Genomic DNA, 16,532 nt, shown 5'->3' with positions numbered 1-16,532 from the left:
TTTTAACTTGAAAATCCTCTCGCTCAGTCGAGACTGTAGCATTACAATTTGCATCTCACAAATAAAATGTTCCCCTTTTTCATGAGGTAGACATCAACCGATCGCAATGTAATCCCTCTAACGAGGATAAAGCTGTATCGAGTGGAACAAGAACCTCAATATAATCCCTCAAACGAAGGTCGATGCGCTCTGAAAGGAACAGGATGTAACCCGTTCAATTTCTATACTTTTTTCGTCTCTGGCCCGTTTGAATAAGAATGATACGGATGCTCAAACTAGTGTCAGTTCGCTGCGTTATTAACGATAACCTTCGCTGTATCACCCGCCACTATCTTCCCTGGGCATTCTACAATACCAACGATGCCTCTTAGTCCCAACGATGATTTAACAAAACGTGATACTAACGTGGGATTATTCGGATATTTATCTTGAATCACTTCTCCGGGTTGCCTACAAGGAAGGTTCTCTCCTTCGCACAAAATACCTGCTCCACTTGGGAAAACAATCCGGCTGCCAGGCGCTAACTTTGTGAGATCGCTGAAGCCTTTTACTGCAATATTTGCTCCTAACCATTCAGGCAGAAGCTGTTCAATTTCAAGTTTCTCTGCGATTAATGCACATTCTTCAACCGAAACAATGGATATCTGCCTTCGATTAAAAATTTCCGTTCCACGTTTGTACATCGATTCTCTTGTACCTGCCGATTTTGTCAGACCAAAATGTAAATCTGCTTCTGGAATTTCACTGGTTACAAAGGTGTTAGCTTGATTTCCCATAAAAATCGAATGAATCTCTGCCTCATGATATCTCCCCATAACGATACTCCTCTAATCCATCTTAGATTTGCCTTTTGCTTTATGATGTCTGACTAACACAAAAATCATAACAACTTTGACATGCCTCTTATAGTTGTTCTTTTAATCGAAAAGTTGTCTTTGTCCTTGTATAAAAATTGGAGCATTTCTTCAAAATACTTTAAACCCTGAACTTCCATAATGATGTCTAAGTCCGAATCCATGACATCTATTCCGATAGGCACAGTTCCGCATAGAACAGGATTATATGGGCTTAATTTGTTTAAAATATCCAGCTCCTTAATTGCCGCATAAGCATCTTGTTGCTTATCATTTCCCTTGCCCATCCGTTCAAACAAATCAGCCACATCGACACCCTTTCATTAAGCTATCGGTTATCCCTCTCCCATTCTTTTCTTAATATCCCCATTTTAATGGCATCGTATCTTTGACCATCTACGATTCTGGCTTGCCGAATCCTAGCTTCTTCCACCATACCTACTTTTCCAGCAACACGCATCATTCGATCGTTACCGGACCATGTTGAAATGCCCAAACGGTGCAATGAAGTATTATTGAATAGATAGTCCACCCACATTCTGAAGATTTTGGTTCCATAACCTCCATTCCAAAATTTGGGATTATAAATCACGATCCCTATTTCTAACCACTCCGTATGCTTATCGACCCAATAGGAATTTAACGTTCCGATAAATTCACTTTCAACCGCTACAACTAATAAGCTTGGAACTTCATCTTGATTAATGTCTTGAAAAGATTGATAAAATTGATAAAATTCCTCTTTAGTGAGATGAGGTTCGTTAATATACGGGCCATTCCATTTTTTTGCTTCCTGTTCCTCTTCTTCATATTTCCAGTAATAGATTTCGTTTAAATCTTCATTGGTTGGTTCTCTTAACATTATCTTCGGTTGTTGCACTTTAATTCAAGCCCCTAACCCTTTGCTGTTTACTATCAATAATATCAGGAAATGTGCGTTTCCAAAAGGTATTGCCTGTAACGATATTATCCTCTTTCAGCATACGCAGGCGGACGCTCCTCTACATCTTGTTTTGCCCCTTTTATGGTCGTAAAGGAAACACCAATCAACGTTAAAGCCCCTCCGATGATCGAAATGACGGTTGGCACTTCCCCTAACCATATCCATGCAATAATAATAGATAAAACCGGGGTTAAATATAAGGTGCTGGTCGCCTCGGATGCTCCGTTAACAGAAGTCGCATAAGCGATAGCAAAATAAGGAACCACGGTCGGTAACAGACCCAAATAAATAACAGTGATGGTGCTCTCTATGGAAGCGTTTTGTACGGCTGTCCATAATCCTGGTGAAAATATAAGCATAAACAACGTTCCTGCTAAAATCGTATACGTTGTAAAAGGTAGAAATCCGTACTTTTTTAAATATGACGATTGAAACACGAAATAAAAACTCTCCCCTAAGGCTGCAAGCAAAATAATCAAGGCTCCGATTTCTAAACGAAACTCGCCTCCCATCCCAAATGTGATGAGTGCAACCCCTGAAAAAGCGACGAATGAACCTATCCAACCCCAACGATTAAACTTTTCTTTCAAAAACACACCTGCTAAGATAGCAGATAACAATGGCGTCGTGGATACCAATAAACTTGCGGTCCCCGCATCCACCGTCATTTCTCCAATGCTTAAAAACGTGTGATAGACGGAGAATCCCAGAAAACCAAGTAAGAATATGATCGGAAGATCTTTTTTATCGGGAAGCTTCATCCGTACACTTATCGCAAATACAAGCAATCCTAAAGCTCCAATTAGCATTCTTAGTAATGCTAAATGCAAGGGGCCATAGGACTCCAATCCTGCCCGGATACCAGGGAATGCTGAAGCCCAAAGGATAACGGCTAGGGCGTAAGCAAGAAACACTTTCCACTGCAACAGGATCACCCCTTCGTTATTGGTATACGAGTAGGATAAAATAGAAACGAAAACATTCATTCAACCAATTTTTATAAACACTCACCAACCAGTTACAAGATAAAATTTAGGATGAATAAACATGGCAAGAACAAACAACAATGAAAATTTTCCTCAATATTTACGGGTGATGACACATATCCAAGATAAAATCCGTGATGGGGAATGGACTTATGGGAAAAAACTGCCGAGTCAGCGAGCGTTAGCTGAGGAATTTAACGTTAACCGAACAACGATTGTCCATGCTCTCGAGGAGTTAAAAGCGAGTGGGATCCTTGAGTCAAAACCGGGGAGCGGTACGTATGTGTCAAACCAGAACTGGTCGGATATATCAAATCAAGTCATTGATTGGGACACCATCTCCCAATATAGTTTCCATGCAGGCAGCCCTAGGACAATCCGTAAAATCAATGATTTAGAAACAGACGCGACGATGATCCAGTTAGGAAAGGGAGAACTACACTCATCGCTCTTTCCTACGAAAACATTTAGAGAGTCGATAGCCAATGTGTCTGAATCATTTCACTTATCCGGTTATGATGACGGGAAAGGCGACTTTCACTTACGGGAGGTACTCAGTTTTCGCTTGCAAGAACAGGGCATTCACTACTCTTCTTCATCCATACTCATCGTTTCAGGAGCCCTTCAAGCATTACAACTCATTTCTATGGGATTGCTCCAACAAGGGACGTATGTGTATTTAGAGCAGCCTTCCTACATTTACTCGCTGCAAGTTTTTCGTTCGCTCGGCATGCATTTGAAAGGAATCCCATACGTAAGCGGCGAACTTGATGTTCGTTATTTAGAAAACCAAATCAGGGCCAATAAAAAGCCTTCTATGCTATACCTGAACCCTACCTTTCAAAATCCAACGACGAAAACCATGTCATGGAAAAATAAACAAGAAGTTCTAACGTTAGCCAATGCCTATCAACTTCCCATCATTGAAGATGATATCTATCGCGATATATGGCTCGATCGAGAAGCCGAGCCTTCACTTGCTTCTATGGATGACGGGGATCATGTTTTACGAATTGGCAGTTTTTCAAAGACCGTTGCCCCGAGTCTGCGCATCGGATGGATCGCGGGGCCGGAGGATGTGATTCAGAAATTAGGCGATCTACGCATGCAAACGGATTACGGATCAAGTGCTTTGCCCCAAATAGCAATGCACGATTTTCTAGTCTCAGGAAAATACGATGAGCATCTCTCCTTTTTGCGTAAGCAAGTGCTCAAACGAAGGGATTTTATGGTTCAGTTGGTGAGTCTTCATTTAGGGGATTGGGTAGAATGGGAGGTTCCCGAAGGTGGGATGTTTTTATGGCTGACATTCTCCTCAGACGTAAATGTCAAGAAACTTTTTACAGAAGCTATCCGTCGGGGTGTTCTCATCAATCCGGGTTACATTTACAGCCCGTACAATAATCAAAATGTTCGTTTGTCCTACGTGAGTTCATCTTTTCAGAAAATCGAAGCAGGAATCATTATTCTCAGGGAGATTATAAAAGCGATGGAGAGATCAAATTACAGGAGTTGCTTTTCTTGAAAAGTAAAGAAATACATGACCATTTCACAAAATTAAAACAGCAGCGAAAAGATTTTTACAACAGTAGTTATGTGAATCTCGATAGAGCCTGGAGCCGACCGTTTCCGGAGAAATGGTCGATTGGCGAAACGTTATATCATCTGGTGTTAATGATCCGGTTATTCAGGCGATTCTCAAGCGTTTATATACCGATATTGCTCCCCGTGGCACATGTACGGAAGAAAAGAGGATACAAAATAGAAATGCATAATATTTACGAGACATATCATCAAGATCATAAAAAAGCAATGAATGCTCCATTTTTGATAAAGCCTCCGGCGGGCCTGGAAGAAAAATGGTCGATAAACGACGTCCAGTCACTTCTTGAACATGAGACGGACAAACTCATGGCAAATCTAGATAACATTGAACAGGATTTGGCCGGTCAAATCTATTATCCGGATCCTGTTGCGGAATATCCGAATTTGATACAGTGTATACATTTACTCGCCATCCACGAGCAACATCATTTTAAACTTACGAAAAAATATTTGGCTTCTTAACGGGGATCAAGCAAACTTAAGGGAGGAAAAATGGGTCAGTATATTGTTTTAGGCATATTCCTTGTACTTTCGATCATCTTTTATAGTGGAAAAGGTTCTTTTTTGATTGCAGGATTCAACACCCTTCCCAAAGAAAATGTGGTTTTTTGGGATCTGGTTTGGCACCTTTTATGTCATTACCGGTGGCTACCTTATTATCAAGCGAGGACCATTTAAGAAAAAAATTGACCTCTACACTATCCACAAAATCGAAAAAAACCATATGATCAGTGCCGGTATAGCTTTGTCGATCGAGCGATACACTTTGTACTATGGTGAGTCAAACACAGCAATTATTGCTCCTAAGAACATCGATCAACTCGTTAATGAGATCGAAAAAGAGACGAACAATAAAATTGAATTCTATGGGTGATGACGGTTCGATAGAATTCTGTTATTTTTTTCAATCCTTGGATTAAAGGGAGAGGTGAATATAATGAAAGAACCTCACGATAAGGAAATCAAAAAAGTGCAGGGAGGATATCGTAAAATAGGAAATGATAGAATCCCTGTAAAAATAAAGAAACTGAGCAAGAAAAGCTGGATGCTTATTCTCTTGCTCCTCTTGATCATTTTTTTCGTGGTCTTATTTTATTAATAAGTATGCCATTTTGCATTATACATATGGCTCATGCCCAACCTCCATGTTGTGTCCGAACTAAGCGTTGTTTCGGACATTTTCATCGACGCTCTCCGCAAATGTGTCCAAGCTTTTGCTTCGGCCAAATAATAAACGCACCCCGTTCGTATTGTTTAAAATCGGTTATAGAAATTCTCTGAATAATACACTCTAATACTTTTAAGCGAAAGCTCAAGATTTATGGGAAGGCACTTTGCTATTTAACCCTTTTCGCAATCTTTCTTATGACCATTATTTTATGAGCATAATTTCGTTAAGTTTTTAACACTGACTTGCCAATTTGTTGCCAATCGGGCAATTATTACAGTAGCCAATGCCTTCCGGATCCTCTTCCAAACGATGATATAGGCAGCAAGTTTGCCGATAATGCATGCTGGTGCTATCTGGAACATTCTTTAAATAAGCACGTATTGGATTGCCTTCCCATTTGAAAAGATCACCATCTGCATGTTTAAGGTAATAAAAATCATTGGTGAGCTGCCACTGCCTCTCTTGACTGGGTTCATTTGCCAATGCTTTTCGATATAAAGAGTTCACCCGAACAGCCACGTTTTCCCAAAGGATGTTGGCAGACACTCGTGTCGTATTATTCAACACAGAAATCATCGGCGTAATGTGGTAAGAAAATAACTCTCGTAGCAATTGTTCCCTTCGGCCCTCTCTTTCCCAATGCTCCCATTTTTGAAAAGGACAAGCCCTTTCTTGCACACACAGCTTTCGTTCCCTGCTAAACATGCAGGCTTGAACGGGAAGGGAAAGCGCGCAATTATAGGTTCCTATGCTGTACAGGGTGGAAGCCACGACAAAACGCGTATACTGTTTCATAAATAAAGACGCGGCCACCTTTTTATTCGGGGCCTTGATGTCTTCCATGTGCTGGCGGAGAAACGAATGACAGGTTTCTTCATCCAGGAGGTCAGCGACCAGAAACCCTGACGTATGTTCGTCTACACGCTTGACACCAAACGATTCAATTTGTTCGATACTCAATGCTATCATTCCTAAGTTGAAGATTAGGGACGTTCATAACTTGTCATTCACTTCTATAAGATGCTCGATTTCGCCATCTTGATCAAAAATCAAACAATCCCCTGACTTAAACAACCCCACCAGTGCTACACAAACTCTAACTTACTGCTTTCAGGTCCAAAGGACGAGTAACGAAGCAGATCAATACCTGAAACCACGTGAAACCCTTGAAAGTGAACATGTGTATTTTCAACGTCCTGCAGGATTGCGAGCGCTTCTTCAGTTGTCCATTCATCCATTCCGAAAGGGCTAGGCTTACCAGCCAACGTAACGTTTGTAACCGGCAATGTATGTTCGTGAAGATTGATGCGAATAAGAGTGTTTATATCTTGATTTAGATCGGATGCTACGTGAATTAACTTTCTCAATTCCAGCAGACTCTTAACATGAATGTAAGAGACCCCTGCCTGTAGTGCCTGTTCCAGTTCGTCATCTTGTATTCCCGACCCACTAAATAACACAGGAGTTTCCTCCGATATATGGCGAACCTTTCGCAACTCACCTAACGAAGCAACCTCAAAGCCATCGATGTGCGGGAATAACGTTTCCAATATGTTTGCGTTTGAATTGGCTTTAATGGCATAAAAAAGCCGAGTTTTCCGGGGAAGAATGCTTTTAATCGCTTTGATTCGCGTTTGTAAAGATAGGAGGTCGTGCATATTGGCACATACCAGCCCTTCCTTTTGTTTTTTCATTTTCTTCACCCACCGTTTGATGATGTTCTCATACACATCAATCACTCCCCGCTAAACGTCGATAGATGTCCCCAATTTTCCAAGTGAACTGTGCTACTCTCAATATAATTGATAATGATTATCAATGTCAATTTTTACATCAAAAAAAGTAAGTTTTATTCAAAATACCTATAACCACATAGAGGCTCTTCCAACAAAGGGTACATTGATACAGGAAGAAGGGAACTCATTATATAAATCTTCCGACTCTGGTCAACCATCCTGCTTTTCAAACAAGCGTTTCCGGGAAAACGATGGCTTTCAGGAACATAGATTCAGTGGGGTTCCGTATACGGATGTACACAGTATAACTACGGTTTTTTCTCGCCTGTCAAGTTGTCACCGGTCCACTCACGAAAAAATTTCCATCCCTTTTTTCCGGAAGTTGAGCGCTACAACCGTGTTCTTTAATTATACATAAGCAATTTCTTTTTCTTCTCCCGATTTTTGCTTTTTCAAACCTTTGCCATAAGGGACACACATCGGAGATCCAAACAATGGATCTTCGATAATCTCACTCTCCATTCCGAAAACATGTTTCACCATATCGGCTGTGATGACGTCTTCCGGTCGGCCTTCCGTATAAATGGTTTTATCTTTAACAGCTACAATGTTATCCGCATAGCGCGCGGCCATATTGAGATCATGAAGGACCATGACAATCGTACGGCCTTCCGTTTCATTGAGATCAAAGCATAAATCTAAAATTTCAATCTGGTGAGCCATATCTAGATAGGTGGTCGGTTCATCCAACAGCAGAATATCTGTATTCTGAGCCAATGTCATGGCGATCCACACTCTTTGGCGCTGCCCCCCCGACAGAGAATGGAGCGTGCGGTCGGCTAAATGCTCCGTCTGAGTTGCTGCCAGCGCCCGTTGCACAAATGCCTCATCCTGTTTGCTCCATTGCTGCAACAAACTTTGATGAGGATACCTCCCTTGCTTCACCAGCTGCCATACCGTCAACCCTTCAGGAGCTACCGGTCCTTGAGGGAGGATCGCCAGTTGCTTGGCGATTTCTTTGGTTGCCATCTGATTGACCGATTGATTTTCCAGCACAACCTCTCCGGCTTTTGGCTTTAATAACCGCGCCAAGGAACGAAGCAATGTTGATTTTCCGCACCCGTTCGCTCCAACAAAGACGGTGATTTTCCCTTTCGGCAATGTAAGGTCAAGGTCATCGATAACGACAAAATCCTGGTATCCTAACGTAAGATCATGTGCTTGCAAAAGACTCACCTTCATCAAGCTCCTTTTTATATATGACGATTTCGGTAAAGCAAGTAGATAAAGAAAGGGGCACCAATGCCGGAAATCAAAACGCCTACTGGCAAATCTAAAGGCAGAAACGCCGTACGGGCAATCACATCCGCGACCACGACCATCCACCCTCCAATCAAGGCGGACACCGGCACAAGCGCAGCGAATGAACGTCCCACGAAAAACCTTCCAATATGGGGAGCCATTAGTCCGACAAATCCGACACCACCAGCAAACGCGACGGCCACCCCCGCCAACCCCACACTGATCAAAATCATGAAAAATCGCTGCCACTGGATTTTCGCACCCAACCCTACAGCCACGCCATCACCCAATTGTTGAACATGAATCGCCCGGGTACATAAGTAAGCCAAAGGCATAAACAAAAGCACCCATGGTAACATTGCGGCCACATCATCCCAGGTCGTTCCATAAACACTGCCGGTTAACCACGTGTATGCCTGGCTCGCTGTTTGAATGGGACTAAACACGATCATCATCGTGGTAAGGGCGTCCATAGCTGCTGCCATCCCAATGCCGATTAAGACTAGACGAACCGGGGTCACGCCTCTTTTCCATGCCAGAAGATAAATCAGGAGTGAAACCACTCCGGCCCCCATCATCGCTGCCACCGGCAAATAACTGATGGAAATGATCCCACTGAACCAGGCAATAAATGCGACAGCGGCTACAGAAGCCCCACTGGTAATCCCGATAATATCGGGGGATGCCAAGGGATTACGGATCATTTCCTGTAAAATTAATCCCGCCACCCCTAAAGAAGCTCCTACCAACAAAGCAAGCACCATCCGAGGCAGGCGAAGGACATCGATAATAAAAGCATGGCCACTGCTGTCTGATCCAAATAAGTGTTGCAAAACAGCAAATGGAGAAATCCAGGTGCTACCGAACGATAAGCCGATCACCATCGAGAAGCACAGAATGATGAAAAGAATAGCGATAATGGCGAGAGGCTTTTTTTCCAGCCTAAACGAAACAAAACGATTACGAATGGTTAGGTATTTGCTCATTCCTTTCGAAACCCCTTTCTTGCAATATAGATAAAGAAAGGAGCGCCTATCAGGGCTGTCATGATCCCAATCGGCATTTCCTGAGGCATAATAATGAATCGAGCGATGAGATCCGCGAAAATCAGTAGACTGGCTCCTAGGGAGACACAATATGGGAGGAGCCAAAAATGGTCATTCCCGACAAGAGCCCGTACAATATGAGGGACAATTAACCCAATAAACCCAATCATGCCCCCGATCGCCACCGAACCGCCCGCCAGTAAGACGGCAATCAGCACAAGGGCGAGTTTAACGGCCATTGTCTTTTGGCCCAAACCTTTAGCGATGTCATCCCCGGAGGTAAGAATATTCACCGGCTTCGCTAATAGAAAAGAACAGAATAACGCACCAATCATTAGGGGAAGAACCGGCAACAGCACATCAACCGTTCGACCAGACACCGTTCCTGCCATCCACAATAGCATTTGGTCTAGGTTAGCTTCATTGACGACGAGCATCCCTTGGGTAAAGGAAGTAAAAAGAGCGGTAACCGCCGTGCCTGCAAGTACAATCCGGATGGGTGACAATCCGTCTGTTCCCATCAATCCGAGTAAAAGAACAATAACAGCCGCAATCCCAGCCCCTGCAAAGGCGATCCATATAAGCGCCGACAACGAAGACACCGACAAGAAGGCCACGGCAAAAACCACAAAAAACAACGCGCCGGCATTAATGCCGAAGATCCCGGGAGAGGCGAGCGGATTCCTCGTTAGAGCTTGCAAAAGCCCACCCGAAACAGCAAGACTGCTGCCGATGAGAGCAGCCGTTACTGCCCGCGAAAACCGCTCATAGATGATAACGTGCTCTGCTACATTTTCATCAAAGCGAAACAGGGTATCAATGATCATGGCTCCTTCTACAGACATCTGCCCCAAACGCACGCTTAAAAAAAAGGAAGTAAGGAGAAGACAAATGCTAAGAAGAAGCCCAAGGGTTTTTCCCTTTGTAGATAAAAATAATTGGGTCACCTCTCTCCCTACTTTCCAACAAAATTAAAGCCTTATGATAAACCTTATCCCTCCCCGGTTTCCTCCGGCTCAAGGTCAAACACTTCATACAAATCATCCAACATATGATGGGCAGCTATATAGCCACCGCCCAAATTCCATTTGACCTCATCGACCATGTGAACTTCACCATTTTCAACAGCTTCCAGCTCATCCCATAATGGGTGGTTGGTCCAGTTTTCCATTGTTTCTTCTACTTCACTTTCATCTTCTCCTTGGTTGCTTTGCGTAAAGGTAAAGAAGATCTCGGCGTCCATTTCTGGAATAGACTCTCGATTAGTAAATGCTAAAATATCTTCTTCATCAGCAATGGCTTCCTGTTGAACATCCGTATATTCAAATCCAACCTCATCGATGATTCTTCCCGGGAATCCGCCTGTATACATGCGAACCTCATCTGATCGTATGTTTATCACAGATGCAGACATCGGCCAATCTTCCCCTAATTCATCCTCAACTTGGTATTGAAAATCCGCCACTCTTTTATCCCACTCCTGGAGTAGTTGTTCTGCTGCATCATTTTGGCCTGTCGCTTCTCCCATCACTTCCAACGTGTTCTTAAAGTTATTCAAATCTTTTTCTATGACAGTAGGGGCGATTTCATTCAGTTGGTCATAGACCTCTTCATGTCTTAATAAAGTGCCAACAATAAGATCCGGTTCCAATGCCGCGATTTCTTCCAAATTCGGCTGAATCTCATCCCCAACAATCTCAACGTCCTCAAGATCTTCTCGTAAGTATTCATACATCGGCTGTTCTACCCAGGGTTCCACAGCGCCTACGGGGTTAACGTCGAGCGCGACAGCCGTATCAGTAGCCCCTTGATATAAAGTCACGACTCGCTCAGGCTCACCTTCTATTTCAGCAGTCCCCAACGCATGTTCCACTTCGGTAACATTATTCTCTTCACCGGATTCGTTATTATCCGAATTTTCTTGTTCGCCTACTTCTTCATTTCCACAGCCAGAAACAAGCATTATAAGCGTAAACATACCTAAAAAAAGAAAAGCATGATTGTTTATTTTATGGACAACCATTGTATACCCCCCGTGATAGTGATAATCATTCTCATTAAAAAGATACCATACATATAAATGTAAGGAAAGATCAATTGCCAAAAACTTATAACTCCCGAATCTCTTCATGATCAACAATTTCCTTTGTAAAGTAACAACTATACAAGGAAATGGCTCATGAAACAAAAGGGGCGAAAGATTCTTAATAATGATTGACTAGATTTTCATTATTGATTATTTGAAGAGGGGATAAACTCACAGATCTCACCTTGCCTTAATTACTTAAATTTCAGATAGAACATAAAAAAAGGAGTTTATAAAACATGGGGAAAAAACAACTATTTGGGATACTTACAGGTGTATCAATCACTGCTGTACTCACCGCGTGTAGCGAAGAAAATACCGACAAAGCAACGGGTGATGAAGGGAATACATCATCGGAAAATGAAGAAATCACGGTTGAGCATGACTTGGGAGAAACGAATGTGCCTGTCAATCCGGAAACAGTCGTATCATTTGATTTTGGCCTAACAGACTCCATTCGTGAATTGGGCGGTAATATCAGCGGAATACCGAAAGCAGGTGTTGTCCCGGAGCATTTATCAGAACTTGAAAGTGATAAATACGAAGATGTAGGGGATCTTTTTGAACCTAACTTTGAGTTGATTAATGAAATGCAACCGGATGTGATTTTTATTTCTGGTCGAACCTCCGACAATTATGAGGAGCTTAGCGAAATTGCACCAACCGTTTATATGGACATTGACGATGAGAACTATATAGGGCTTGCTGAACAACCACGTACAAACTGATGATGTTTCACACAGTTCTAGAAAACAATGAGAAGTTTATGCAATGTCTCGTATTCATTTTAATGCTTCATTTGGGCATATCGGTATCCCCCTCTCTCAACTTCAAGCCCTGGTCTTGTTGCTTTCGTAAACGTTTGTTATAAAAACTCCGAAAAACGGCAAGACATAAGGTGAACCATGCTAGAGAAGCCACAAAGGCAGCGATAATATCCGATGGAAAGTGCGCATCCAACATCACCCGACTAATGCCAATGAACAAAATTAATAGCACAAACAATAGCGAAAAGATGATTTTCGTGCGTGTATGACGTACATATAACCAAATCAAATAAATCATCAGTGTACAAAATAAAAAAGCTCGCATTGCATGACCACTCGGAAAACTGTAAGACACCCATTCAAACGCATAACCAAAAATCTCAAAATGACTGATATCCTCCGGGCGGTCTCGCTGAAACAAGAACTTCAAGCTTAAATTTAACAGAACGCCTCCGCCCATCACCACCGCAACGAAAAACGTCTGATAATAAGACTTCCTTTTTAAGCCTAGCCATAGCATCAAAAGGGCAGTCAGAATCATGAGCACTTCGCCTGAACCGAAAAATGAGACCCATGACACAACATGGGTAAAGTCATTGTCGACAACGGAAAACCAATCATAAATAACAGCATCGATGAAAGACTCTGTATATTGGTTAGAGCTAATAGCAATTAAAGTAAACGTCACTGCTGAAAAAATAAAAATAAGTAAGAGAATCGCAACACTTCGCCACACAGACATGCATTCCTTATTTTTGACATCGATATAAATATACCATATGGCAAAAGAGATGTTTTTTTATTGGAGTGTAACACTAAATTTATGCTTTTTATTCATTGCAATGATTACTGCAAGTGTCAATAGGATAAGGAGAATTTCAAATCCACTGATGATCACGCTGTCCATATAGGGTGCCCAAAAGAACGAGAGTGCCTTTATTCCTGCGATTGTCAGGGCTGCGATCCTTATAATAAAACCAGCGATCAATAAAAGTCCTCCCAATACTTCAAAAGAGGCCACTAAATAAGCAAGTTGAGACGGGATTCCTGTGATTCCAAGAGTTTCTCGAAATCCGGTGACATCGATTAACTTTTCTAATCCAATTGCTACTATAACTATACCAAACAAAAGGCGTAAGACTACAAGCCCCCATTCCATTGTGTTTTGCATTATCTTTTGTATTACCATGGCTATTCCTCCAAATTATGATCGCGAAAAAATGTAGAGGGTAAGAATACCTCTTTATAGATAGTGCAATAAAGATGTCGCGATAGTAAAGTAAATAAGCAGCCCTAGAATATCATTGATCGTTGTAATGAACGGTCCTGAGGCAATGGCTGGATCAAGCTTCAATTTATTAATAATCAGAGGAAAGATTGCCCCGATCACCGTTGCCAAGCTGAGAGACAGAAAGATAGATACAGCAACCACAACCGCAAGCATGGTATTTCCATAAAGGAAGTAAATAAGAATGACAATAGCAATCGCTGAAGCCAGGCCGATCATCATTCCCGTCTTAAATTCACGCCAAAGCGTCTTTGCAACTCCCTTTTTATCAAGGGAACCTGTCGCTAGCCCGCGAACGATCACAGCAAGCGATTGTGTGCCTGTATTGCCTGCTGAATCCATAATCAAGGGGATAAACACAGCCAATAATACAATCGCTTCTAACGTTTCTTCAAATTGCTCAATCGTGCTGGCTGTGATCATGCCAAGGAACATTAAAAGGACAATCCATGGCGCCCGTTTTTTCGCGGCTTGAAAGGCGGTGACATCTTCATCTGTGGCCCCGCGGACAGCGGAAAACTCCCCTACGTCCTCGGTCGTTTCCTCCTCGATAACATCGATCGCATCATCGACCGTTATAATACCGACTAATTTTCCCATTTTTGTTAAGACGGGAAGCGCCAACAGGTCATAGTGCTGGATCATTCGGGCTACCTCTTCTTGATCGTCACTGTCTGTTACCGTTGCCAGCCTAGTGCTCATTATCTTTTCCACAAGTTCTGAAGGTTCATGGGTAATTAAATCACGCAGCGATAGGACGCCCGCCAATTGTTCATTTTCATTGACGACATATAAATAATAAATTGTTTCTGCGCTGGGCCCCTCTTTTTGTAAATACTCCAGAACCTCCCGGGTCGTGAACGATGCTTTAATCTGTATATAATCCTTTGTCATGATAGAACCGGCAGTTTCTTCAGGGTATGTCATTAACTCTCTAACTTCTGCTTCTTCGGTGTCATCCATGCTTAGAAGGAGGTTTTCTCGCGTATTTTCAGGTAACTTGGCAAGAAATGACGCAGCGTCATCCGCATCCATCTCATTTAACATATCAGCTGCATACGCTTCATGAAGTTCGTTTAAGATCATAAGTTTCACTTCGTAATCAAGCTCTTGAAAGATGCTCGAAAATTCTCCAGCTGAAATATAATGATAAAGTAGGGCTCGTTCGTTGAGATCTAGGACAGTAAATATAGTAGCTTGATCCATCGGATGTAAATCAAGGAATGTTTTTCGAAAGGTCGGGATATTTTCATTTCGCAAGAAATCCAAGATTTCTTCTGCATACTTTCCCCGGCTTTTTTTGTCTAAACGTTGCATAACGCCTCACCTCACTTTTTCACTTTTCTATAGCACAAGTTATACTAACCGTTTCACCAAAAATTTAATAATGCATCAATTTCTTCTTTCTTGCCTAATGTCGCCTATACAATGCTTCAGCCTCTTTAGCCTATCAATCCACATTCTCAACAAAAAACACCAGGGACCTCAGCATTTTATAATAAGACTCAAAATCATTCCTCGGATCCCTGTAATCACTATGGATTTCCAGTTGCATTGCCTCCGTATCATAATGATTCCATGTGTGTTTCGTTATTGTTCCTTCAAAACTTGCGGAAAAAGTGTCATTTTCATAAACTTCGTTAATATCCTGAGTCTCGAGACTATGCTTTAATAGATCCACCTGCTCATCACTAACGGCTTCCCCATCATTTGTGCCAATATCTAAATCAAATTCCCGATTTCCCCCTGTACCGTGTAAATCAATCACTATATCTATACCTTTATCCTTGATGATGTCTCCAATTATCTCTTTATATTCCCCGCCAATAATGTGGTTATGATCTTCACCCCTTCATAAACATTGTAAATGATGTGGGCATCCGTATATTCTTGGATTAAGAGAGCGATCGATCCTGTATAGATTTCTGCATCTCTTACCTCTGCGTATCTCTCATGTGTGGTAGTATGAGGGGCTTCTTCTTCGAATGATGCTTCTCCACGACCAGCCATCACTACCACGATTAGTACCAAAGCACTAAGGCGGATGTTCAAACCTCCTCCCCCTCTTCAGTAAACGATCGATGTAGGCACTCATTATATTCATTAACCGTCAAGATCAAACTTTCCTTTGTTTCTTGAACTTAGTCTTGCTCCAACGGTTCCAACTTTTTGAATCCTCTTCCATTATGATATCTCCCCCTTTTCATTTAAAAAGGCACCTTCACGAATGAAGGTGCCTGATAATTGGCCTCATAAAACTAAGCTTCCTAAAATAAATAGAAGCAACGGGGTATTTCCTCCATTCGTAGAGCTTTGACACTGTGCGGATAGGATGAATCATCCAACTGTATTAGATGCCACCTTATCTCGATGACCTCTGTTACACCCATTGGCGTCTTTGGACATTTCTGGGCAACAGCATATTTCCAACACAGGAGCCTCACCTAACGAAGGTGATATACATTTTTTGAAGACACAAAAATGTTAGCAGGGTTATACGAAGATGTCAAATGTTACAATGAAGCTAACTCCTCGATAACCTGTATCTGTATGAACGCACAAGTTCCTCCTATTGTCAACCACAAAAATCAAATGATCTATTTTTGATAAATAGGGGCACCCCTGTTTTATTACAGGAATGCCCTATTATTTGGTGTTTTTAGGGGTGCTAAGTGAATTTAAAATAGCGTTTTCAGATGGGGACTTTACACATGCTTGATTTAAATTGATAAAGGTTTTTTCAAAGTA

General features: G+C 42.0%; 19 protein-coding genes, 1 pseudogene and 1 riboswitch. Of the genes and pseudogenes, 5 read left to right on the top strand and 15 right to left on the bottom strand.

Annotation, left to right across the window (positions count from 1 at the left end; genetic code table 11):
* Positions 1 to 281 precede the first annotated feature (281 nt).
* From DT065_RS14685 to DT065_RS14670, 4 genes are all read right to left on the bottom strand, one after another.
* Positions 282 to 776 carry an MOSC domain-containing protein gene (locus DT065_RS14685; RefSeq protein ID WP_227002820.1) on the bottom strand — a complete coding sequence of 165 codons (495 nt, stop codon included), beginning with the start codon at positions 774 to 776 and terminating at the stop codon, positions 282 to 284.
* Between the two features lie 104 nt (positions 777 to 880).
* On the bottom strand, positions 881 to 1,162 hold the full coding sequence (locus DT065_RS14680; protein ID WP_114374650.1) for a DUF4269 domain-containing protein: 282 nt from the start codon (positions 1,160 to 1,162) through the stop codon (positions 881 to 883).
* Between the two features lie 20 nt (positions 1,163 to 1,182).
* Entirely contained in the window at positions 1,183 to 1,716 is a 534-nt protein-coding gene (locus DT065_RS14675) for a GNAT family N-acetyltransferase (RefSeq protein ID WP_114376350.1), read from the bottom strand.
* Between the two features lie 104 nt (positions 1,717 to 1,820).
* Positions 1,821 to 2,729 (bottom strand): DMT family transporter, encoded by a 909-nt coding sequence (locus DT065_RS14670; RefSeq protein WP_227002819.1) that lies wholly within the window; start codon positions 2,727 to 2,729, stop codon positions 1,821 to 1,823.
* Positions 2,730 to 2,844: 115 nt separating this feature from the next.
* On the opposite strand from DT065_RS14670, the gene DT065_RS14665 reads away from it, so the two are divergent.
* The 4 genes and pseudogenes from DT065_RS14665 to DT065_RS14650 all read left to right on the top strand — a co-directional run bounded on the left by DT065_RS14665 (position 2,845) and on the right by DT065_RS14650 (position 5,262).
* Positions 2,845 to 4,308, top strand: a complete 1,464-nt coding sequence (locus DT065_RS14665) for an aminotransferase-like domain-containing protein (RefSeq protein WP_114374646.1) — start codon at positions 2,845 to 2,847, stop codon at positions 4,306 to 4,308.
* Entirely contained in the window at positions 4,305 to 4,850 is a 546-nt protein-coding gene (locus DT065_RS14660) for a DinB family protein (RefSeq protein WP_160112574.1), read from the top strand. Before DT065_RS14665 ends, DT065_RS14660 begins: the two co-directional genes overlap by 4 nt.
* Before the next feature lie 30 nt (positions 4,851 to 4,880).
* Positions 4,881 to 4,943: pseudogene (locus tag DT065_RS19930) on the top strand (hypothetical protein); the annotation flags it as partial.
* 13 nt (positions 4,944 to 4,956) lie between these two features.
* Positions 4,957 to 5,262 (top strand): PH domain-containing protein, encoded by a 306-nt coding sequence (locus DT065_RS14650; RefSeq protein WP_227002628.1) that lies wholly within the window; start codon positions 4,957 to 4,959, stop codon positions 5,260 to 5,262.
* A 528-nt stretch (positions 5,263 to 5,790) separates the two neighbouring features.
* Here the strand turns inward: DT065_RS14650 and DT065_RS14645 are convergent.
* From DT065_RS14645 to DT065_RS14620, 6 genes are all read right to left on the bottom strand, one after another.
* The gene (locus tag DT065_RS14645; protein ID WP_160112573.1) at positions 5,791 to 6,519 is read right to left on the bottom strand and encodes an IucA/IucC family C-terminal-domain containing protein; all 729 of its coding nucleotides are present in this window, start codon (positions 6,517 to 6,519) and stop codon (positions 5,791 to 5,793) included.
* A gap of 125 nt (positions 6,520 to 6,644) precedes the next feature.
* A complete protein-coding gene (locus tag DT065_RS14640) occupies positions 6,645 to 7,253 on the bottom strand; it encodes an alanine racemase (RefSeq protein ID WP_160112572.1) in 609 nt (202 codons plus the stop codon).
* 450 nt (positions 7,254 to 7,703) lie between these two features.
* Positions 7,704 to 8,537: an ABC transporter ATP-binding protein gene (locus DT065_RS14635; protein ID WP_114374635.1), complete on the bottom strand. Its 834-nt coding sequence runs from the start codon at positions 8,535 to 8,537 to the stop codon at positions 7,704 to 7,706.
* An 11-nt stretch (positions 8,538 to 8,548) separates the two neighbouring features.
* Positions 8,549 to 9,583, bottom strand: a complete 1,035-nt coding sequence (locus DT065_RS14630) for a FecCD family ABC transporter permease (protein WP_114374633.1) — start codon at positions 9,581 to 9,583, stop codon at positions 8,549 to 8,551.
* Positions 9,580 to 10,590 carry a FecCD family ABC transporter permease gene (locus DT065_RS14625; RefSeq protein ID WP_114374631.1) on the bottom strand — a complete coding sequence of 337 codons (1,011 nt, stop codon included), beginning with the start codon at positions 10,588 to 10,590 and terminating at the stop codon, positions 9,580 to 9,582. The genes DT065_RS14630 and DT065_RS14625 overlap by 4 nt, the downstream gene beginning before the upstream one ends.
* 44 nt (positions 10,591 to 10,634) lie before the next feature.
* Complete coding sequence (locus DT065_RS14620) at positions 10,635 to 11,747, bottom strand: ABC transporter substrate-binding protein (RefSeq protein ID WP_227002626.1); 1,113 nt, start codon at positions 11,745 to 11,747, stop codon at positions 10,635 to 10,637.
* Between the two features lie 221 nt (positions 11,748 to 11,968).
* Here DT065_RS14620 and DT065_RS14615 point away from each other — a divergent pair, with 221 nt between their 5' ends.
* Positions 11,969 to 12,457, top strand: a complete 489-nt coding sequence (locus tag DT065_RS14615; RefSeq protein ID WP_114374629.1) for an ABC transporter substrate-binding protein — start codon at positions 11,969 to 11,971, stop codon at positions 12,455 to 12,457.
* 67 nt (positions 12,458 to 12,524) lie between these two features.
* On the opposite strand, the gene DT065_RS14610 is transcribed toward DT065_RS14615, so the two are convergent.
* The 5 genes from DT065_RS14610 to DT065_RS14590 form a co-directional block, all read right to left on the bottom strand.
* Positions 12,525 to 13,232, bottom strand: coding sequence for a phosphatase PAP2 family protein (locus DT065_RS14610; RefSeq protein ID WP_160112571.1), 708 nt, complete (start codon positions 13,230 to 13,232; stop codon positions 12,525 to 12,527).
* 63 nt (positions 13,233 to 13,295) lie between these two features.
* The gene (locus tag DT065_RS14605) at positions 13,296 to 13,685 is read right to left on the bottom strand and encodes a DoxX family protein (RefSeq protein ID WP_114374625.1); all 390 of its coding nucleotides are present in this window, start codon (positions 13,683 to 13,685) and stop codon (positions 13,296 to 13,298) included.
* Positions 13,686 to 13,739: 54 nt separating this feature from the next.
* Positions 13,740 to 15,101: a magnesium transporter gene (gene mgtE / locus DT065_RS14600; protein ID WP_114374623.1), complete on the bottom strand. Its 1,362-nt coding sequence runs from the start codon at positions 15,099 to 15,101 to the stop codon at positions 13,740 to 13,742.
* A gap of 133 nt (positions 15,102 to 15,234) precedes the next feature.
* Positions 15,235 to 15,552: a hypothetical protein gene (locus DT065_RS14595; protein WP_114374621.1), complete on the bottom strand. Its 318-nt coding sequence runs from the start codon at positions 15,550 to 15,552 to the stop codon at positions 15,235 to 15,237.
* A 35-nt stretch (positions 15,553 to 15,587) separates the two neighbouring features.
* Positions 15,588 to 15,836 carry a hypothetical protein gene (locus DT065_RS14590; RefSeq protein ID WP_114374619.1) on the bottom strand — a complete coding sequence of 83 codons (249 nt, stop codon included), beginning with the start codon at positions 15,834 to 15,836 and terminating at the stop codon, positions 15,588 to 15,590.
* Positions 15,837 to 16,075: 239 nt separating this feature from the next.
* A riboswitch (M-box (ykoK) riboswitch) is annotated at positions 16,076 to 16,243 on the bottom strand.
* Positions 16,244 to 16,532: the final 289 nt, after the last annotated feature.

This window comes from Salicibibacter kimchii (genome assembly GCF_003336365.1).
GTDB lineage: Bacteria > Bacillota > Bacilli > Bacillales > Marinococcaceae > Salicibibacter > Salicibibacter kimchii.
This window is presented reverse-complemented; position numbering and strand designations above follow the sequence as displayed.